This is a genomic window from Haladaptatus litoreus, assembly GCF_900156425.1.
Classification (GTDB): Archaea; Halobacteriota; Halobacteria; order Halobacteriales; family Haladaptataceae; genus Haladaptatus; species Haladaptatus litoreus.
In genome coordinates this window covers 1,857,696-1,876,672 of the sequence record NZ_FTNO01000001.1, presented here as the reverse complement: position 1 = coordinate 1,876,672, position 18,977 = coordinate 1,857,696, and the positions used below count along the sequence as shown (strand labels likewise).

The window sequence follows — 18,977 nt, the reverse complement described above, 5'->3', positions numbered from 1 at the left end:
CCTAAAACGTCGGTCTGGAGTCAAAAACTGCGACCGCGGTCAAGGGTCGATGTGAACTCCGTCTCAGTTGTACTCCCGCCAGCGATAGCCACAGTCCTTACATTTGAAAAACCGCGTCGGCGGTTCGTCGGCGGAGGCGGTCTGTTTGATGGTGTACCATGCTTCGCCGTGGCCGCATTTGTCGCAGGTGATGTCCGTGGCGGTCGGTTTCCCCTCGAAGTCCGCGCCCTCCTCGGTTTCGATGATTTCCGAATCGCCCTGTTCTTCCGTGGAGACGAACTCCTTCGCGCGCTCTTCGTCCTTTGCGGTGGTCGCCTGACAGTCGCCGTTCGTACAGACCATCTTCGACCCCATGGACTTCATCATGGAACCGCAGTCGTCGCAGAATTGCATACCCCTGCGTAGCGTGCGAGGGTTCAAAAGCGCCACGTACTACTGCTCGGCAACATTTATATCTGCAATCTGAATAGTTGCGGTCGTATGTCCTCCATTTCCAGACGCGAATTGCTCTCCGCTGGAGTCGCCCTCGCTACCACCGCAGTCGCTGGCTGTGCAGGTGCGTCGTCCGAATCGTCGAGCGCGGACTGCGAGTCCAGCGCGGTCAAGCACGGCGATCCCGACGTAATTCAGTCGGCAATGGTCGTTCCTGAGGACGACGACGCGCTTCTCAAAATCTATCTTGTTGGCGATGCGCCGAAATCGGTAGAGCGCCTTCGCGTGTTCGACTCGTCCGGCGAACTCAAACACGAAATTCCGACCGACGATCGCCGAAGTTACTTTCAACACCTCGGGCCGCGCCCGACGCACGGACAGTTTCGAATCGTCTCGTACCGCAATGGCGCGGAAACGGACGAGTTGGTCATCGATTTCAACTGCTGGATAGAATCGGACTCCGGTTGGGCTACGGAGACGACTCGGACGAAAAGCAACTAAAGCAGGTGGAGGAGGTCGTCCCGACCGACGTACACCAATCCTGTGACCAGCAAATTGAATGCGAGCGCGCCGACTGTCGTGTAGACGACGAACTTCCGAACGTCCATCTCCGCAAATCCGGCGGGAATCGAGATGATGGAACGCAGGACGGGCAAAAGTCGTCCCCACATGACGGAGTGTTCGCCCCACCTGCGGAACCAGTGACTCGCGCGGTCGGTTTCGTCCGGCGAAACGCGGAGGTAGCGACCGTACCTGTCCATCGCGTCGTGACCCTCGTGGCCGACGAAGTACGGCAACAGACTGCCGACTGTCGTTCCGACGGTCATGGCGATGACGAACAGGGCGAACGAAACTGGGTCACGGACGAGCAGTCCTGCGGCCGTCGGAACGACGAGTTCGCTCGGAAGGAGCGGGAACAGCATCGATGATTCTAAAAACGCGAACACGAAGACGGCGAGGAAGCCGTACTGCTGGATGAGCGATAGGGCCGTTTCGGTGAGTCCACTCATTTGGAGAGTGGGGGTTCTTCGTCCACGACCATGGGACAGTCGGCCACGCGGAACTGTTCTGTATCGACCATCGTGAGGATGTTCGTCCCCTCGTGCGTGCAGTGGACGCTCGGCGGGTCGCCGAAATGGGGACAACCGTGACAGGTGGACTTCGGAATCGTACGAACGTCGCGGTCGTCTTCACTCTCTTCTTGCGGCGCGGAAACGACGAGGTCGCCGCTGTCCTCGGCTTCTAAGTCGGCCCAGATGTCGTCTACGTCAACGTCGCCGACGCTCTCTTGGGTGAACGCGTCGTCCAACTCGCCGCGGTCGCAACCCGGATTTCGGTTCCGGCGCGACTCCACTCGTTCGACGAGGGCAGAGAGTGGTTCATCCCTTTCGGCCCTCTCGCGTCTTCCTCTTCGCTCGCTTTCTGCCGTCTCCTCTCCTGTCATTCGTCGCTCTCCTCGCTTATTTCTTCCCCGTTCATTGCCTCAACTTCATCCACCAACTCGTCCACGTCGGAATCGAGCGCGTCCCCTTCGATTGCAGGCGGCCGACCGACGACGAGTCGGTTCGACCCGAAAAAGCCCTGCTTCGGTTCCACGTCCTCGAACGTCGCGCTACAGTGCGGACAGGAGGGTTCGGTTAAAAGCGAGATTGTGACGCCCGTCCCACACTCGCCGCATTTGGCGCTCGTGATGCCGTTTCGGTTGGCCGTGCGAGCGAGTTCTGCGGTCGCGGCCCGCGTCGCGTTTCGCGTGGCGAGCGTGCGCGTCTGGTCGCGGACGGAGACGAGCGAGCGAGCACGTCGAGACGGTTTTCCAACTCGTCGGTCGTCTCGGTGAGGTACTCCAACACCGATTCGTAGTTCTCGAACCCGTCGTCCATGCGCTCGCGGTTCTCCGCGATGCGCTCACGCAGGGCGTCGAGTTCCTCGGCCGCGCGCTGAATGTCGGCCAGTTCGTTTCGCAGATCGGGATGGTCGTGGTCGGCGGATGCTTTCCCGTCGGTTTCACGTTTGACCTGCACGACGCGCTCTCGCACGTCGGTCAGTTTCGACATGAACTCCTCGCGGAGGTCGTCGAGTTCGCCGTCAGTATCGTCCTCGTCCAGCGCGCGATGTGCCGTGAGCAGTTCCGAGAGCAGTTGCTGGCGCGAAATATCGAGTTCGTCGGCTTTCTCGTCCAGCCACCGAGTTACCGAATCGGGCAACTCCGGCGTGTGCGTCTGCCCCACATCTTCACTCGCCATCAGGTAGACACCATTTCTCATACTGCTGACTTAACGTTTCGGCTCTGGATGATGTGACCGAATGCAAATTTGGTAATTAATTTGTTAATTATTTGGTCGTCATGGGGCACCCATGAACGACTGTGTCGATAATTCGGTGCAGAGGTGGGCTTGCTACTGTACCGACTACTGATGCTAGGCGCAGGCCACGCCTGCGAAAGACGAAGTCGTTCGCGGTACCGGAAAACCAGCGGTTTTCGGTCGCTCGAAAACACGGTGGTTTGCTCACCCGAAAAATCGAAGATTTCCCCGCCCTTCGTTCAGTTAGTCACTCGCACCAAAGCCGCTCGTTCCCTCGTTCGCTCGCTTTTTCCTATCTCGTCGCCTGTCGCCACTGTTTCAGCCCGACGATTTCGCCGTTCACGTCCTCCGCGTCCGTCACTGCCCAAACGAACATATCCGTGATTTCTTCGGGGTCGCGGCCCTCCCCATTCATCATTTCCGTGGCGACCACGCCGGGGTCGAGTCCCATGACTGGCCGGTCGATTTCTGCGGAAAACCCGCGAACAACTGCCTCTGCCCCGGCTTTCGAGACAGCGTAAGAACCGTATCCAGCCTTCGTCTTGTGACCGATTCCGCCGGTCGGAACGACGATTCTCGCGTTTTCGGTGAGATGGGGGAGCGATTCCCGAATCGTGGTGAACACGCCTCGGCAGTTCGTCCGGAACGTGTCGTCGAACGCGGCGTAGGGTTCCGCGGTGAGCGGCGTTTCGCCCGGCGCTCCGTGGTAAATTCCGGCGTTCGCCACGACGATGTCGATGCCGTCGTTTTCGAATCTGGCCGCGGTTTCCATCAGTCGCTCTACGTCAAACTCGTCGCGCACGTCGGCCCGGAGGCCGACGGCGCTCCCACCCGCGTCTTCGATGTCGGCGACGGTTTCGTCCACCGCATCCGCGTCGCGTCCACAGAGGGCGACGTTCGTACCCTCTTCCGCAAAGGCGCGTGCTACCTGCCGTCCGATTCCTCGCGTCCCGCCCGTGACGACCGCCGTCAATCCGTCCATGCTGGGTCTGACGAGTGGGTTCGTGAAACCGGTTTCCGTCGGAGTTAACCTCGCTCGGCACCTTCGAAAACCATGTACCAGCCGGGTCATTTCGGCGTCGCGCTCGCGCTCTACGCGCCGATTGGCGGTGCCCTCGTCGCCGCCGGACTGCCAGACCTCGCGTTTTTGGGTGCCTGCCTCTCCCTCTCGCTGGCGATGCTTCCCGACCTCGATTCGAAGACGAGCAGACTCCAACATCGCGGCCCCACACATTCGATTCCGTTCGCGCTCCTCGTCGGACTACTTTCGGGTGCTGTGGCGGGCGTTCTCGCTGGAATCGAAGGCGGCCTTTCTGCCGGACTGTGGTTTGCCGGATTCGGACTGCTGGTCGGGACGCTAACCATCGTTTCCCACCTTCTCGCGGACGTGCTGACGCCGATGGGGATTCGCCCCTTTTGGCCGGTTTCGGACAGGCATTTCACACTCGACATCACGTTAGCCAGCGACACGAAGGCGAACTACCTGCTGTTCGCTGGCGGAACTATCATCATTGCAGGTGCGTGGTTCCTCGGCCACTTCCTCGCTTAGAAACAGCCGATTTCGTCCGCCGGCTCGGCTACGCGGTCGCGTCTTCGGAACACACGCCGAGTTCGTCCTCCGCGGTGAACCGAAGATAGCGTTTGAGTCGCAGTGGCAGTCGATTTATCTCGACGGAGTTCGAATCGCAGTCGTACTGTACGAGGGAGAACTGTTCGAGTTTTGGCAGGTGGACGTGGCGGAGGGAAGTGATGAGTCGTTCCGGAGTGTCCCGTGCATTGCCGATTTGTACCGACGCGACATCTTCGCTCAACTCTTCTACGGCCATCGGTTTCTGGCGTCTACACAGGACGTACAGTACCGCCCGTCGCTCCGGTGCGGTGAGCACTTCGAAGACGTCCTCGACTGAGATGATTCGATTTCGATTGTCTGATGTCCCACGGTGATTCAGATCGTTAGATGATTGCATGGCTGGATATTATCCAAGAATACATCACGTGATATAAACCTAGTTCCCCTTCTCCAAGATAGTCGATCTCGTTGTCATCTCCGAAGATGCTGGTCGAAAAACGCCATCTCGTAGCCGAGAACCTCCTCTAACGCCGAATCGTACACGTCGAAATGACCGATTGGGAGTTCGATGTAGGTCGCGTCGGCTTTCTCTGCGGCTTCCTGTACCGACGACGCGGAGACGACTTCGTCGTCGCGCCCCGCCAGCAAGAACAGCGGACACGGTACGTCGGAAACGACCGAAATCGGCCGGTAGCGCGGAATGTCGAGGAACACTCGCGCCGGAACCTCGTTGTCCCACACCGGTGGGTCGGGGACGAGGTCCATGTATCCCGCTTTCGCGCCCGGAGCATTTATCACGGCAAACTCGTCGGGGCCGCCGACGACCGGGACGGTTCGTGGACTTCGAAACGTGTACTTCCGGACGAGGTCGCGCACTCCCGAAATCGTCCCCGAAAGCGACTTCTTGATTTCTGCCGACCGCGTCACTGCTCGCCCGTCAAGGAAAGGGGTTTGCGCGACGACGGCGGAAATTCGGTGGTCGTCCGCCGCCGCTTCGATAACGTGGCCGCCGCTGTAGGAGGTGCCCCACAGTGCGATTTTCCGCCGGTCGATGGCGTCGAGTCCCCGGACGTGGTCGATAGCCGCTTCCCAGTCTGCGACGTGCCGGGAGGAGTTGACGAGGTTTCTCGGTTCACCGTCGCTGTCGCCGAAATTTCGGTAGTCGAACAGAAAGACCGCAAATCCGCGGGCGACGAACCGTTTTGCGATTTCTGGCAAGCCGAACGTTCGTTCCGCACCAAATCCGGGGGCCATCAGGATAACCGGCGGTTTCGTCTCACCTTCCGGTGTGTACAGCCATCCGGCACAGCACGTTCCCTCGCTCTCGAAATCGGCGTCGTTCTTTGCGTACCGCAACCGCGACAGTTCGGGTTCCTCCGGCGACTCCTCGAACGGCCTGCGTGCCCGTGTGCTCGTCATTGCGTTTCACCACGGTGACGAACGACATAAAACTCGGCTTACGGAAGTGGAGGAGAAAGCGCCTCCTTCGCGGGGAGGATGTCAACAGTCCATGAACGACAGTTCCTCCTTCTTGCCGGTGACGGCTCGCATCATACAGCCCCGACACACCCACAACTCTCCGGTTCGCCCCACCAACTGCGTCCCCTTCGATTTGCGTTTCTCGCAGATGTCACAAAACTCCATACACGCCCGTCAACCTCGGTGAATTTCAATCCCCCTGCCTGTTCGAACTGTCGGGGGTGCCGCATTTTGAGCGCGGCTTTTTGTTTCCTCGATTCCTCTGACAGGACGAGTTGCGTGCCATGCTGGAAGAGTTGTTCGTTCGAATCCTCGGACAAAACCGTGTCCTGTGGGGACTCGCTGGTGGTTTCATCATTGCGGCGCTCAACACGTTCGGCGCACTACTCGTTCTGGTCTGGCGAAATCCTTCGGAACGCTCGCTGGATTCGGCGCTCGGATTCGCGGCGGGCGTCATGCTTTCTGCCAGTTTTACGAGTCTCATCCTCCCCGGAATCGAGGTAGGTGGAGTGTTTCCAGTCGTCGTCGGCTTCGCGCTCGGCGTCCTCGTTTTAGACCAAGCCGACCAGTGGGTTCCACACGTCCACGTCGTCATCACGGGTGATGTTCGAGAAAACGGTACCAGCGACCCGCGAACCGCCTCGGTTCTCCTGTTTATCGTCGCTATCACGCTTCACAACATGCCCGAAGGGCTCGCCGTCGGCGTCGGATTCGGTGCCGGAAATCTCGGTGATGCACTGGCGCTGGCGCTCGCAATCGGAATTCAGAACGTTCCGGAGGGGTTGGCCGTCGCCGTCGCCGCCCGAAACGCCGGATTCGGTTCGCTCTTTTACGCCGCAATCGCGGGCATTCGGGCCGGACTGGTCGAAATCCCGCTGGCCGTTTTGGGTGCCTTCGCGGTGCAGGTCGCCACGCCGATTCTTCCCTACGCGATGGGGTTCGCCGCGGGTGGCATGCTGTTCGTCATCAGCGACGAAATCGTCCCCGAAACGCACGCTCGCGGAAACGAGCGTGCGGCCACCCTCGGGATGATGTTCGGAGTCGTGGTGATGCTGTATCTCGACGTGACGTTGGGGTAGTTACACGCTCTTGGTCGTCGTCTCCGTCTCTTTTCGCCGCATACACGGAATATGGCATCCGAGCAACCTCACTAATCGAGTGAAATTCGATTTATACGTCCACTCGTCGTGTTTCTCCGGAAGGGTACAGAATCCGCCGAGCGGTGCAACTATCCTTGTTTGGGGGAAAAATGACACAATTGGAGAATTGGTTTGTCCGGGATACGGCAACGAACGCCGCGCTGGCGTGGTTACTGTTGGGAATCGTCGTTTCGTTTGCCATCACGAGCATCGTGTTTAGTCAACTGGTCGCGGCGGGAGTCGCAATCGCGGTTGTTGGGGTCGGAATCGCACCGATACTTTCGGGCGGGTCATGGCGGGAAATGCTTCCGTTTCCGTTTCTACTCGTCGCCGCGCTTCCGCTCGCGGTCAGCGTCTTCCAACCGGATTTCGCCACGGAGTTCGTCTCCGCGCTGTCCATCGCAACGCTTGCTCTGCTCGTCGTGGTTGACCTGCATCTGCTCACCGCAGTTCGAATGACACCGTGGTTCGCGGTGTTTTTCGTCGTCATCACGACGATGGCAGTCGCGGGATTCTGGGCCGTCGGTGCAGGATTCGCCCACGACATGTGGGGTACGCCGTTCGTCCGAACGAATACGCAGTTGATGTACGTCTTCATCGCCGCGACTGCGGGCGGACTCGTCGCTGGTGGGGTTTTCCGCTGGTACTTCCGACGGCGCGAGCGTGCAGATGCCCAATTCTTGGAGGAGGTGAAGTACGCATGAAAATCCGCGACCACCTGCGTCTCTCGAAGAAACGGCAAGGCGAACTGGTTCGCGTGATGCAGGTTGGACTCGTCGGCATCCTCATCGCTGGACTCTGGGAGGGAAACACCGGAATCATCGTCAACGCATTCGTCGGGCTAGTGGTCACGCAACTGCCCGCCCTGCTCAAGCGCGACTACGACATCACGATGGACGTTGGTCTCGTCCTCTGGATTACCACGGCGATGTTCCTCCACGCATTCGGAACGCTCCAGATACCCGGAATCATCGACCTGAGTGCATACAAATCGGTCTGGTGGTGGGACCATATGACACACGCCATGTCGTCCTCGCTCGTCGCGGCGACTGCCTACGCCACGGCCAGAGCAATCGACGAATACACCGAGGGACTGAACCTGACGCCGCGATTCATGTTCGTGTACCTGCTGCTCTTCGTCATGGCGTTCGGCGTCGTCTGGGAACTCATCGAGTTCTTCGTCGGTGAAATCGGGCGTCTGCTCGCTACTGGCAAAATCCTCACGCAGTACGGACTGGACGACACCGTCCTCGATTTGTTCTACAACACGATGGGGGCGCTCGTCGTCGCTATCTGGGGTACGGCGTACCTCTCAGGAGTGAGCAAACAACTTTCGGAAAAACTGTCGCTCCGCACTGCGGAGTGAACCAGCTTAGTCGTCGCTGGTCACGTCCGGCCTCGACTGTCTTTTTGCGGCCGGTTTCGACGGGACGTTCTTGCGCTTTGCGTCCCACTCCGAAAACACGTAGACCAGCGCGACCAGCACTACGACGCCGAGTGGAAGCAGGATGAACGGATTGATGTTCGTGAGTCCGTACAGCAGGTACATGACCGCCGTTGCGATGAGGACGGTTCCCGCGTAGTACATCTGGGTACGAACGTGGTCGATGTGGTCTGACCCGGAGAACGTCGATGCGAGAACCGTGGTGTCGGAGATGGGCGAGCAGTTGTCGCCGAAGATAGCGCCGCTGAACATCGCACCCACGGCAATAGCGATGAGTTGCGACGACTCGCCGCCGATGCTCCACGCCATCGGAACCACGATTGGCGTCATTATCGACATCGTTCCCCACGACGTACCGATTGCGAGGGAGATGAACGCGGAGATGAGGAAGATGACGACGGGAAGCATGAGCGGCGAGACGACTCCTTCCGCGTATGCCGTGACGTACGCGCCGGTTTCCAGTGCGGTGGCGACGGAACCAATCGACCACGCCAACACGAGGATACTGACTGCCGGGAGCATCGTCCCGAATCCGTCGAGAACGGTTTCCATCGTCTCGTCTAAACTCATCGCGCCGTGAACCTGCGACAGGACGATGCCCGTCGCAACCATGGCGAACGAACCCCAGACGAGTGCGCCAGCAACGTCGGTGTTTTCGAACATCTCAACCGGTGTCCGTCCGGGGGCGTACCCCGTTATCACGGCTCCGGAGATGACGACGCTGACGAGTGCGAAAACCGGCAAAACGAACATCCTGAGGGGTGCGTTTTCGAGTGCGGGTTCGCCCAAATCCTCCTTGATGCTTTGTAGTGGCTGAGCGTCTTCGCGAATGACGTTTCCGGTTTGCTGAGCACGGTTTTCGGCGGTGAGCATCTCGCCGAAATCGCGCTGCGTGATGACGATGATGCCGACCATCGCCAGCGCGAGAATCGCGTACATGTTGAAGGGAATGCTCTGAAGGAACGTCGTGGCCGCGGTGGGTGTCTCTCCCTGAATGCCGAGTTCCTCGTACTGGGTGTGTATCAGCCCGATTTCGAACGCGACCCAACTGGAAAGCCCGATGGTCGCCATCGGCGCGGCAGTAGAGTCGAGAATGTACGCCAGTTTCTCGCGGGACATCTTCATCTCGTCCGCGATGTCCTTCATCGAACTGCCGACGATGGCGTTGTTGGCGTAATCGTCGAAATTCCAAAGAAGGCCGAGGAGCCATGTGGTGACTCCCGCCCTGCGATGTGAGTTGATTCCTCGTGTGGCGAATCGTGTGATGGCAAACGCACCACCCAATCGCCAAATGAGTGCAATCCCGGCCCCTATCAGCAGGGTGAAGACGAGAATTTTCGCATTGAACGTGCTGTTGCCTATCGAATTGATAATCCAATCGAACATCTGTGCGACCCCGGGACTTTTGGGTTCGAAATGGAAACCACCGACGAAGCTGATTTCGTTGACGATGATGATGGCGCCGACCCAGATGCCGATGAACAGCGACAGCATCGCTCGGCGCGTGACGACGGCCAGTACGATGGCCAGTAGCGGCGGTACCAGCGACAGTGCTCCAAATTCCGATGCCATGCCAACTGGGTACACAGACCATGTTAAAAACGATTATCCATGCTAAACTTACCAATTTTATTCAACAAATTGAAATGACGAGCAAATCTACACGCAGTGAAAAAGAGAGTTCAGTAAATGATAATCAAATATGTCTAAGACGAAACTGGTATCATACGGGACAACATTTTCGCCGTAAACCACCGGGATAGACGCACGAACTACTTTACTTTCGGCCGCGCGCCGCGAGTTGGTACGCCAGCACCGTCCGCATTCCATCGACGAACGCATCGAGGTCGATGCTGTTTGCCTGTTCCTGTCTCTCCCTCACTGCCTCGTATCGCCGTTCCCACTCGTTGATGAATCGGTCTTCGATGTCGTGTGACCGAATCTGTTCGGTCACTCGTTCGATGGCGTCGTCGTCGGTGGCGTCTAAATCTTCCAACGAGATGAAACCCTCTTGCAGGCTGTAGATGACCGGCCCGGCCGTGTAATCTCCCTCGCCGAGTTCGCGCTCCCACGTCGTCGTCCAGTTGCCGATTCGAGCCATCCGCTGTAATTCCCAGATAACCGACCGCAGTGTGGAAAGGTCGCTCGCGTCGAACGACGGCGAGAACATCAAATCGACGTCAGCATACGGAAACATCAACATGTTGTGTGGGTCGTAATGCTCTATTCCCGCCATGTTTGCGATTTCGACGTGGTCGTTCAACACGCGAGAGTAGTCGATGGCGGTCAGCGTCTGGCGGAGGTCGCAGTCGAAAATATCTCTGTACTTGTCATGTTCCGGGGCTGTTTCGATACCGTCTTCGAACGCCGCCCAAACTCGTTTGATGAACCGCAACTGCTCCGTTTTCACCCTCTCTCTGTCGGCGTTCACAGTTTCGGGACGATACGGAATCTGACACGCCTCTTCGAAGGTTTCCCGGTCGTTACCCTTCTCCGCGAGGTCGTCCAGTAGGGTCACGAACATCGTGAGAATCGTCTTCTGCGTCCGGGCCGTCTCCGCGTACTCCGCCGGAACGGACGAAAGGGTAAACGATGGAAACAGCGAGTATATCCACTGCCAGAGGAACTCGTCTCGGTCGCCAACGATAGTGTCGTACTCGTCCGAGAGCGCTGCAATCGGCTCGGGAAGCGTCACCGCCGCAATCTCTGTCAGATGGTTTGAAGGAATTGGTAGCTCGTCGATGAGCTGTTGGCGGGGCATTCTCGTGTCTTCTTTACTGTATGGATAATAAAAACACTTCTGCTACATTTTCGAAAAATTGTCTAAAAGATGCCTACTCTCGGTACAAATATATGGTCAGCCTCTCGACTGCTTATCGAGACATGGTGTCCTCCGACCCAGCTATCTACAAGACCGCGTTTCGGGAGACGAAAAATCCCGCCGTCATCACCGACGCGAGCTTCGTCATACAGGATGTAAATGAGGCCTGCGTCGATTTTACCGGCTACAGCAGGGACGAACTCGTCGGGGACACGCCGATGAATCTGTTCAGCGAACCAGCCGTGTACGAAGCAATGATTGAATCGTTGTCGAAGGGCGAACCGTGGGTTGGCGGGTTCGAGACGACGATGAAGGACGGACGGATGATTTACGGTCGAGGGTCGTGCGTCCCGATTCGTACCGGCGGTGAGCTGCGTGGATACGCGGGATTCTTCACAGACCTCACCGAGCGCCGCCAGTACGAACAGAGTTTGCGAATCCTGAACCGCGTCCTCCGGCACAACCTACGAAACGACGCGAACGTCGTCCTCGGACACGTGGATATAGTGGCCGACGAACTGGAGGACGAGAAGTTAGTGAAGTCCCTTTCGACCGCCCGCAAGCGTATCGACTCCATCGTCAAGTACGCGGAAACCGCCCGAAATCTGGACGAACTGCTCTCCGAGCGAACCGACCCGTCGCTCACACCCGTTCGCCTCGACGAACTCCTCCGAATCGAACTCGATGCCGCACGGAAACTGTATCCGGAGGCCGAGTTTACTGCCGAACTCGGCTCTGCCCCCGTTCTCGTCGCCGCCGATGACGCCATCGGAACCGCAATCAAGGCCGTGTTCGAAAACGCCGTCGAACATAACAATTCGGCGGCACCAACCGTCACTGTCCATCTCGACGGCGACGATTCGGTCGCTACACTGACCGTTGCTGACGACGGCCCGGGTATTTCTCCGGACGACCACGACTTGATCTTCGGCCGGGAGGAAATTAGCCCACTTCACCACGGACAGGGTCTCGACCTCTTTTTCGTTGACCGCCTGCTGGAGAAGTACGGCGGCGACATCTGGGTCGAAGACAGCGACGACGGCGCGGTGTTCAAACTTCAGTTCAGAATGCTTGCCGCGGACGATGTCGAAGCGGAGTCCGAGTGCTCGAACGCCGAATAACCTACTTAACTGCCAACCAACCGGTTTAATTGCCGTATAATCTACGCTTTGGTACACGATAATAAGGTAGTCAGGAGTCGAATCAATTTTTAGTTGATACAATGTCTCATAATACACAAAAACCATTTCTCGACACTGTCGGCGTCGCCGGTATCTCGGAAGTCGTCTCTCCGTCTCGTTCGACACTCTCCGCACCGACGTGGTGCTTCGACACGGGCAGTCCGGTTACTGCCGCACCCACAGTCGGAACCGACGGTGTGGTGTACGCCGCGAACGAGGACGGACGAATTTCCGCGTTCTACGACGGACAACTCCGCTGGCGGTATCACGCAGACGGAACCGTTACGGAAGACCTTGTTTTCCGAAACGACCTGTACGTCGTCAGCGACGACCGAGTGTTCGCGCTCGATTCGGAGACCGGAGAACGACGCTGGGAAACCGCACTCGACAGTTCCACGACGACCAGTCCGACAATCGTCGGTGAAACGGCCTACATTGGCACGGAAACAGGTTTGGTCGCCCTCGACAGCGCGTCCGGCGACGAACGCTGGCGGTTCCACGGCCCGGCCTGCTCGACCGTCGTGGCCAGCGAACTGCGGGCCTACGCCGCTGGCGACGGCCGGGTGTGGGCACTCGACGGCGAATCGGGCCACCTCGAATGGTCGTTCGACCCCGGTCGCGGCGTCGAATCGCTCGCGTTCGAAACTGGTCGTCTGTACGTCGGCAGTGGCACCGAATCCGCCTGCGCCGGGTACAACCTCCACGCTCTCGGTATGGACGGAAGCGTCCTCTGGCAAACCCGAACGCGCGGCGACGAAGCGGTCGTGAGTCTCACCGTGACGAACGCCTCGCTCTACGCCGTCTGCGACACTCGGTACGGCCACCCCGAAACCCGTGGCCAGCGACTCAGAAAGCTGTCGCCGTGGGATGGAACGATGGAATGGGTGTTCCAACCGGATGCGTTCACCGCCGAGACGGAAAGCCTGCTCACGCAACCGACGGCCGTCGTCGGAACGGTGTACGTCGGTGCGAGCGACGGCCGCGTCTACCTGCTGGATTCGACGCACGGAACGGAACGAAGCCGCTTCGAGACGATGGCGGCAGTGAGAACACGTCCAGCCGCGAGTCACGAGCGCGTCTACACCGGTAGTGACGACGGCAGTCTCTACGCCTTCGAACCGCAGCGATAGCAGGGCCGACAGGTGATAGCTGAACTTTTCATTCTTCGCTTGGAGGTTTTCACATGAACTACGACAAACTCGTCCGCGACCGAATCCCCGAAATAATCGAGAAAAACGGTGACACGCCGAAAACGCACGTTGCGGACGACGCTGAATACGAGCGCCGACTCGGAGAAAAGTTGGACGAAGAAGTCGCGGAGTTCCACGAATCAGGTGACCCGGAGGAACTGGCAGACGTACTCGAAGTGGTGTACGCGCTGGCCGACTGTACGGATGTTACATCCGACCAACTGGAACGACTTCGGGCCGAGAAAGCCGACGAGCGCGGCGGGTTTTCCGACGGAATCGTCCTCGAACGAGTGGAATAAAAACGACCTGCGAATGCAACCCCGACGCGGATAGACGACTGCACGAAAGCAGTTCGTATGTCACGAACGACCTACACGCTCGTCATTCGGGAAACTGAACCAGCCGAGGGAATCGTCGCGGAGGTCAGAAGCGACGGCACAATCGAGGAATCGACCAGCGTCGCATACGCCGATTACGGACTGGCCGCGGTGCGCGACGATTGGGTTCCGGACGAACGGCGAACCGAAGTCACGGCCGACGTGACGACAACCCGACTCCAAACCGAACGGGACGGAGAAGGGTTTTCGTTCCGCCTGCTCGGTGACGGCGAAACGCTCGCAGATCAACGCCTGACCGACGACGAGTGGAACGTCGTCTCGGTCGAATAGGGTACAATTGCCGTCGTGGCGAATGGCGAAACCGCCAGCGATAACTTTTCTCCGTGCGACCACTTCGAAAATGAGCTACGATGCGGTGTTGTTCGACAACGACGGTGTGTTGGTAAAACCGCCGAACGGAACCGCCCTTCGCGAGGCCGCGTTGTCCGCGTTTGCCGAGTTCGGTGTCGAACCTGACGACGACCATCTGGCCGCCGTCTCGCGCAGTGTTACCCCCGACGACCTGAAACGAGTGTGTGACGCCTACGATTTCGACCCGGCCGAGTTCTGGGAGGCCCGCGACACCGCGGCCTCCGACGCTCAACTGCGCGAACTCAAGGCGGGCCGTACCACGACCTACGACGACGTAGACGCGCTGGAGTCGTTCGCCCGCCCGATGGGAATCGTCAGTTCGAACCAGCACGCGACTATCGAGTTCATGCTCGACCACTTCGACCTCGGTCGGCATTTCGAAACGTACTACGGCAGACCGCCGACGCTGGACGCCTTCCACCGGAAAAAGCCCGAACCGTATTTTTTGGAACAAGCCCTCGCCGACCTCGGCGTGGACTCCGCCCTCTTCGTGGGCGACAGCGAAAGCGACGTAGTCGCCGCCCACAACGCCGACCTCGATTCGGTGTTCATCCGCAGACCGCATCGCGCCGAGTACGACCTTTCGGTTGACCCGACTTACGAGGTTGAGGGACTTCGGGAAATTCGGGAACTGCTTCGGGACTGATTGCGGTTCGCTCTGAAATGTATCCGTCCCTCTATCACTCATCCAACGCCAAGACGTTTACCGCGGCCGTGGTGGGAATCGAGAGTGAGCCGGTCGATTCGCCGGAAACGGTTCACTGAGAAGTGCGAGTTCGGTGAGCGACCGCCGTCGGTCGGGCGTAATCCTCGCTACTCACCCGTATTCGTTCATCGGCAGTCTCACCCCCAGCTTTTCGTGGCTGGACGAACAACAGTATCGTATGGCATACGACTGGCAGTACTACGACCTCGTCCTGTTCGGTATCGCCCTCAGTATGTCCGTCGGCGCAGGTGTCGGATACCTGACCTCGATTTCGCTCTCGGTGGCAATCATCTCGGCAGGTCTGGTCGCGTGCGCCATCATCGGCCACGGCCTGTTCATCAACGGCCCCGTCGATGAACCGCAGGATTTGACGAACGAGGTGGAGGCACTGAACTGAAGCGAATAGAACCACCGCGAATTCGCCCAATTTCCACCCATTCTCAACAAAAATCCGGTTACGACCCTCATAACGGTCGCTTTATCCGGACTTCCGCGAGGTAAAACACTACCACGTGGGCTTCCGTCGTGAGCAGTATGTCCACACCGACGCTCCTACTAACGCATCGTCTCACACCCGACATCGCGTCCGACCTCCACGCCGAACTCGCCAACCACCTTCCCGACGGTGCCCTCGCTCGGGCGCGAACACCGGAAGAAACGTTCGAACTGCTTCCCGAAGCCGATGGAATCGTCACGGCGGGACTCTCCGAAGACCTGCTCGACTCGGCAACCAGCCTTCGCTGGGTGCAGGTGCTCAGTGCCGGGGTTGACCAATACGACCAAGACGCGCTGGAAGCGCGAGACATTGCCCTGACGAACGCCTCTGGCGTTCACGCAGAACCTATCGCGGAACAAGTGCTGTGGTTTTTGCTGACGTTCGAACGCCGACTTCACGTCGGCGTTCGCCAGCAGTCCCGCGGCGTCTGGGAACGATTCGAGGGCGGCGAACTCCGCGGAAAGACGCTCGGAATCATCGGTGTCGGCGCAATCGGAACCCGTGTCGCGGAGTTGGGTTCCGGACTCGGAATGACGGTTCTCGGCACCAAGCGAACCGTCGAAACTGCTCCGACGGTTCTCGACGACTGTTTCGCTGCGGACGACCACCACGAGGTGCTTCGCCGAGCGGACTACGTCGTCCTCGCCTGTCCGCTAACGGACGAAACCGAGGGTCTCCTCGGGTCGGAGGAGTTCCGACTCATGCCGAGCGATGCTGTCCTCGTCAACATCGCCCGCGGTGACGTGGTTGACGAGGACGCCCTGATACGCGCGCTCCAGTACCGCTTGATTCGCGGTGCCGGACTCGACGTGTTTTCGACGGAACCGCTTCCGTCGGATTCGCCGCTGTGGAACCTCTCGAACGCGGTACTCACCCCACATATGGCCGGTTCGACGCCGCACAAAGCGGAACGCTGGCAAGACATCATCGTGGAAAACTACGAGGTTCTTGCGTCGGACAAGGTGGACGAGATGGTCAATCGAATCGTGTAACCGTCGTTTCAGTTCATCTCTTGCTGAGTCGCGCGAAAAACGCATCTCGTTGCGCATTCGAATCCAGTCTGATTACCGTCGTGTCCTCGTCCAATCCCGCGAACTTTCGTTCTATCGCCGGAATTTTTTCCGTGGGAAAGTTCCAGATGTAGCGGAGAAACTCCAGATCGACTTTCTCCTCGCAACCCTCGGCCATGTCGGGGCGCGTCTGACCGTGATTTGTGAGCCATCGTTTGAGAACCCGATACAGGCAGATATACCGCGAGACGGACAGCAAAATCACGGTATCCGCGGCGTCGAGTCGCGCGTCGATGGTGCTTCCGTAATTGCCGTCGATAATCCAGTTCGGTCGCTCGATGAGGGTTCGGTGTGTCTCCTCCCAGTCGTCACTATCCGGTTTTTCCCATCCGGGTTCCCAGAAATGGGCGTCGAGGTGCGTAACCGGCCACTCCAGTGTTTTGCCTAATCGCACAGCGAACGTGGATTTTCCCGCACCCGGCGGGCCGAGAACCATGATTCTGTCCATCGTGTTTGCTGTATCTGTCATCTTTGAACGGGAGCGCGAACTTATTCGACCACTGAGAAGAACGTTTCGGTCGCGCGACCTGTATGGCCGCCGAACCCGTGCCCGGTGTGCATCGGCCCGACGTTTGATTAGACTGCCCGTCGATTCTGGAAGGGGATAGAATGACCATGGAATCGAACACGGAACTCGTTCGGCGCGACGCTGAGGAAATCTGGTCGGAGGGGAACATCGAAGTCATCAACGAGATATTCCATGAGGATTTCGTCCTTCACGACCCGTCGTCACCGGACGAAGAAGGGGGACGGGATGACTACCGTGAGTACGTCGAAACGTACCGTCGGGCCTTTCCCGACGCCGAGTACACGGTCGAAAAGGAGGTTGCCGAAGACGACTTCGTATCGGTTCGGTACACGGCTCGCGGCACTCACGAGGGCGAACTCATGGATATCGAACCGACCGGCGAGCAGGTAACCGTCTCCGGAATGGAGATGTATCGCGTTGAGGACGGGAAAATCGCCGAAATGTGGACGAACTACGATACGGTTGGCCTGTTACAGCAACTCGACGTGTTGCCGCCGCTCGACGCACTTGTTCGGGAGGCGAACGCCGACTGACGGTCGTCCCCCATCGGTTTGTGGACCCCTCCCGAAATGGGGTCTGCATGTGAGTGGCGCTACACGTCGGAAAAACGCTCGTCCAACCAATCGTAGATTTCCCCGTGAGCTAACGAAAGGTTCCCGAGTTGACAGTGCTCACCTGCGCCTTCTTCCGCCGTGAATACGCGAAGCGTCGTCGGCCCGCTCACAGCGTCAACGAACTCGTAAACGAGTGGCAGCGGAATCAGGTGGTCGTCCTCGCCTGCCAGCGCGAGCGTCGGACAAGTAATCCGGTCTGCAACGTCGCGGAGCGAATACTCCCGAAGTGTCCGACGGAGGCTTGCGGCGTCGGTGCCGAACACCCAACTGGAGTTCTGCAACTGCCAGCGTGCGCCGGGGTCGAACCGCGCGCCGAGTTCGGCTAATGCGTTCACGACCACGCCGGGGGCGTAGTCGATGAGCTCGGCGATTCGCTCCTGTCCGTGGGCCGACGCAGACCACAGGTCGAAGCAGTGGTCGAACGCGATACAGGCCGACACCCTCTCGTCGAACGCCGCGGCCCGGGGTGCGTAGTACCCGCCCATGCTCGCGCCGAGGAGAGCGATTCGGGTTTCGTCCACGGCGGATTTCCCTTCGAGAAAATCGAGGACGGGGCCGACGACCGCTTCCCAGTCCGGACGTGCCCGAAGTCCCGCGACCCGAAGCGGCGCGCCCTGTCCCGGCCCGTCGAAGACGAGGCAGGAATAGCCGCGGGAGAGCGCCGACGGGACGCCACAGAGGAAGTACAGTTCCTCGGCAATCGAGTCGAACCCGCCGAGGCAGACGACGGTCGGACACGATTGTTCGGAAGAGTCATCACCGTCGTCACCGCCCGTTTCGGGCGAGAACCAGTATCCCGGCAGGGTGGTATCTTCGTAGGGTATTTCGACCTGCTCGACAGGATTGTCGAGCAGGTCGAGCGCACTCCTGAACGTCTCCCTGCTTCGCTCGTACGTCGGACGTCGTCTCGGGTCGTCCGAATCGAGGAAGAACTCCGCTGTTCGATAGTAGTTGTGTGCCCGAAAGAACGCTCCTCGCGCGGTTTCGTGGTGTTCTCCGTCGAGTGCATCACGGGCCGTTTCGGCGACCCGGTCGGCGGTTCGTCGCCATTCGGTGAACCACTCTTCGAAATTTCCCTCACCGATGTTTTCGACCGTGGTCAGACATTCGCCCGGTTCGGCCCCGCCGTAGGTGGCGTAACTCATCGCCCTGAGCGTCTGGTAGTCGAAGGTCGTGTCCTCGAAGTGGACGTTCATATGCCATAGACGGGGTGGAAGACAATAGTCGATTCTCGGATGGTCAGTCATCCGGCAA

The 18,977-nt window shown here is 59.0% G+C and carries 26 protein-coding genes; 13 read left to right on the top strand and 13 right to left on the bottom strand.

The window, feature by feature from the left end; genetic code table 11:
• Positions 1 to 63: 63 nt before the first annotated feature.
• A complete protein-coding gene (locus BW974_RS09890; protein ID WP_076429962.1) occupies positions 64 to 393 on the bottom strand; it encodes a transcription factor S in 330 nt (109 codons plus the stop codon).
• A gap of 87 nt (positions 394 to 480) precedes the next feature.
• Here BW974_RS09890 and BW974_RS09885 point away from each other — a divergent pair, with 87 nt between their 5' ends.
• Positions 481 to 933 carry a hypothetical protein gene (locus BW974_RS09885; protein WP_076429961.1) on the top strand — a complete coding sequence of 151 codons (453 nt, stop codon included), beginning with the start codon at positions 481 to 483 and terminating at the stop codon, positions 931 to 933.
• Here the strand turns inward: BW974_RS09885 and BW974_RS09880 are convergent.
• The 5 genes from BW974_RS09880 to BW974_RS09865 form a co-directional block, all read right to left on the bottom strand.
• On the bottom strand, positions 930 to 1,442 hold the full coding sequence (locus BW974_RS09880; RefSeq protein WP_076429960.1) for a DedA family protein: 513 nt from the start codon (positions 1,440 to 1,442) through the stop codon (positions 930 to 932). The two genes, BW974_RS09885 and BW974_RS09880, sit on opposite strands and share 4 nt — an antisense overlap.
• A complete protein-coding gene (locus BW974_RS09875; protein WP_076429959.1) occupies positions 1,439 to 1,876 on the bottom strand; it encodes a DUF8135 domain-containing protein in 438 nt (145 codons plus the stop codon). Before BW974_RS09875 ends, BW974_RS09880 begins: the two co-directional genes overlap by 4 nt.
• A complete protein-coding gene (locus BW974_RS25590; protein WP_175609661.1) occupies positions 1,873 to 2,028 on the bottom strand; it encodes a hypothetical protein in 156 nt (51 codons plus the stop codon). Before BW974_RS25590 ends, BW974_RS09875 begins: the two co-directional genes overlap by 4 nt.
• 41 nt (positions 2,029 to 2,069) lie before the next feature.
• The gene (locus BW974_RS09870; protein WP_076429958.1) at positions 2,070 to 2,675 is read right to left on the bottom strand and encodes a magnesium transporter CorA family protein; all 606 of its coding nucleotides are present in this window, start codon (positions 2,673 to 2,675) and stop codon (positions 2,070 to 2,072) included.
• 352 nt (positions 2,676 to 3,027) lie between these two features.
• Positions 3,028 to 3,717: an SDR family NAD(P)-dependent oxidoreductase gene (locus BW974_RS09865; protein ID WP_076429957.1), complete on the bottom strand. Its 690-nt coding sequence runs from the start codon at positions 3,715 to 3,717 to the stop codon at positions 3,028 to 3,030.
• A 72-nt stretch (positions 3,718 to 3,789) separates the two neighbouring features.
• On the opposite strand from BW974_RS09865, the gene BW974_RS09860 reads away from it, so the two are divergent.
• Positions 3,790 to 4,284, top strand: coding sequence for a metal-dependent hydrolase (locus BW974_RS09860; RefSeq protein ID WP_076429956.1), 495 nt, complete (start codon positions 3,790 to 3,792; stop codon positions 4,282 to 4,284).
• Between the two features lie 28 nt (positions 4,285 to 4,312).
• Here BW974_RS09860 and BW974_RS09855 read toward each other — a convergent pair whose 3' ends face one another.
• The 3 genes from BW974_RS09855 to BW974_RS25585 form a co-directional block, all read right to left on the bottom strand.
• Positions 4,313 to 4,702 carry a DUF7344 domain-containing protein gene (locus BW974_RS09855; protein WP_076429955.1) on the bottom strand — a complete coding sequence of 130 codons (390 nt, stop codon included), beginning with the start codon at positions 4,700 to 4,702 and terminating at the stop codon, positions 4,313 to 4,315.
• Positions 4,703 to 4,776: 74 nt separating this feature from the next.
• The gene (locus tag BW974_RS09850; RefSeq protein WP_076429954.1) at positions 4,777 to 5,724 is read right to left on the bottom strand and encodes an alpha/beta hydrolase; all 948 of its coding nucleotides are present in this window, start codon (positions 5,722 to 5,724) and stop codon (positions 4,777 to 4,779) included.
• An 81-nt stretch (positions 5,725 to 5,805) separates the two neighbouring features.
• Positions 5,806 to 5,949: a hypothetical protein gene (locus BW974_RS25585; protein WP_175609660.1), complete on the bottom strand. Its 144-nt coding sequence runs from the start codon at positions 5,947 to 5,949 to the stop codon at positions 5,806 to 5,808.
• Positions 5,950 to 6,068: 119 nt separating this feature from the next.
• On the opposite strand from BW974_RS25585, the gene BW974_RS09845 reads away from it, so the two are divergent.
• The 3 genes from BW974_RS09845 to BW974_RS09835 all read left to right on the top strand — a co-directional run bounded on the left by BW974_RS09845 (position 6,069) and on the right by BW974_RS09835 (position 8,289).
• A complete protein-coding gene (locus tag BW974_RS09845; protein WP_076429953.1) occupies positions 6,069 to 6,863 on the top strand; it encodes a ZIP family metal transporter in 795 nt (264 codons plus the stop codon).
• A 170-nt stretch (positions 6,864 to 7,033) separates the two neighbouring features.
• Positions 7,034 to 7,627, top strand: coding sequence for a hypothetical protein (locus BW974_RS09840; RefSeq protein WP_076429952.1), 594 nt, complete (start codon positions 7,034 to 7,036; stop codon positions 7,625 to 7,627).
• Positions 7,624 to 8,289 carry a DUF2238 domain-containing protein gene (locus BW974_RS09835; RefSeq protein WP_076429951.1) on the top strand — a complete coding sequence of 222 codons (666 nt, stop codon included), beginning with the start codon at positions 7,624 to 7,626 and terminating at the stop codon, positions 8,287 to 8,289. Before BW974_RS09840 ends, BW974_RS09835 begins: the two co-directional genes overlap by 4 nt.
• 6 nt (positions 8,290 to 8,295) lie before the next feature.
• Here BW974_RS09835 and BW974_RS09830 read toward each other — a convergent pair whose 3' ends face one another.
• Both BW974_RS09830 and BW974_RS09825 read right to left on the bottom strand, forming a co-directional pair.
• The gene (locus BW974_RS09830) at positions 8,296 to 9,939 is read right to left on the bottom strand and encodes a Na+/H+ antiporter NhaC family protein (RefSeq protein ID WP_076429950.1); all 1,644 of its coding nucleotides are present in this window, start codon (positions 9,937 to 9,939) and stop codon (positions 8,296 to 8,298) included.
• Positions 9,940 to 10,144: 205 nt separating this feature from the next.
• Positions 10,145 to 11,128 carry a hypothetical protein gene (locus tag BW974_RS09825; RefSeq protein ID WP_076429949.1) on the bottom strand — a complete coding sequence of 328 codons (984 nt, stop codon included), beginning with the start codon at positions 11,126 to 11,128 and terminating at the stop codon, positions 10,145 to 10,147.
• Positions 11,129 to 11,250: 122 nt separating this feature from the next.
• On the opposite strand from BW974_RS09825, the gene BW974_RS09820 reads away from it, so the two are divergent.
• From BW974_RS09820 to BW974_RS09790, 7 genes are all read left to right on the top strand, one after another.
• Positions 11,251 to 12,309, top strand: coding sequence for a PAS domain-containing sensor histidine kinase (locus tag BW974_RS09820; RefSeq protein ID WP_076430332.1), 1,059 nt, complete (start codon positions 11,251 to 11,253; stop codon positions 12,307 to 12,309).
• Between the two features lie 101 nt (positions 12,310 to 12,410).
• Positions 12,411 to 13,499, top strand: a complete 1,089-nt coding sequence (locus BW974_RS09815) for an outer membrane protein assembly factor BamB family protein (RefSeq protein WP_076429948.1) — start codon at positions 12,411 to 12,413, stop codon at positions 13,497 to 13,499.
• Between the two features lie 53 nt (positions 13,500 to 13,552).
• Positions 13,553 to 13,858, top strand: coding sequence for a nucleoside triphosphate pyrophosphohydrolase (locus BW974_RS09810; RefSeq protein WP_076429947.1), 306 nt, complete (start codon positions 13,553 to 13,555; stop codon positions 13,856 to 13,858).
• Positions 13,859 to 13,915: 57 nt separating this feature from the next.
• Positions 13,916 to 14,227, top strand: coding sequence for a hypothetical protein (locus BW974_RS09805; protein ID WP_076429946.1), 312 nt, complete (start codon positions 13,916 to 13,918; stop codon positions 14,225 to 14,227).
• A 70-nt stretch (positions 14,228 to 14,297) separates the two neighbouring features.
• Positions 14,298 to 14,954: an HAD family hydrolase gene (locus BW974_RS09800; RefSeq protein WP_076430331.1), complete on the top strand. Its 657-nt coding sequence runs from the start codon at positions 14,298 to 14,300 to the stop codon at positions 14,952 to 14,954.
• Positions 14,955 to 15,192: 238 nt separating this feature from the next.
• Positions 15,193 to 15,411, top strand: coding sequence for a DUF8015 family protein (locus BW974_RS09795; RefSeq protein ID WP_076429945.1), 219 nt, complete (start codon positions 15,193 to 15,195; stop codon positions 15,409 to 15,411).
• A 137-nt stretch (positions 15,412 to 15,548) separates the two neighbouring features.
• Positions 15,549 to 16,502: a D-2-hydroxyacid dehydrogenase gene (locus BW974_RS09790; protein WP_076429944.1), complete on the top strand. Its 954-nt coding sequence runs from the start codon at positions 15,549 to 15,551 to the stop codon at positions 16,500 to 16,502.
• 13 nt (positions 16,503 to 16,515) lie between these two features.
• On the opposite strand, the gene BW974_RS09785 is transcribed toward BW974_RS09790, so the two are convergent.
• Complete coding sequence (locus BW974_RS09785; RefSeq protein ID WP_139328849.1) at positions 16,516 to 17,049, bottom strand: P-loop NTPase family protein; 534 nt, start codon at positions 17,047 to 17,049, stop codon at positions 16,516 to 16,518.
• A gap of 140 nt (positions 17,050 to 17,189) precedes the next feature.
• Between BW974_RS09785 and BW974_RS09780 the strand changes: the two genes are divergently transcribed.
• A complete protein-coding gene (locus BW974_RS09780) occupies positions 17,190 to 17,642 on the top strand; it encodes an ester cyclase (protein WP_076429942.1) in 453 nt (150 codons plus the stop codon).
• A gap of 59 nt (positions 17,643 to 17,701) precedes the next feature.
• On the opposite strand, the gene BW974_RS09775 is transcribed toward BW974_RS09780, so the two are convergent.
• Positions 17,702 to 18,919, bottom strand: coding sequence for an alpha/beta hydrolase (locus BW974_RS09775; RefSeq protein WP_076429941.1), 1,218 nt, complete (start codon positions 18,917 to 18,919; stop codon positions 17,702 to 17,704).
• Positions 18,920 to 18,977: the final 58 nt, after the last annotated feature.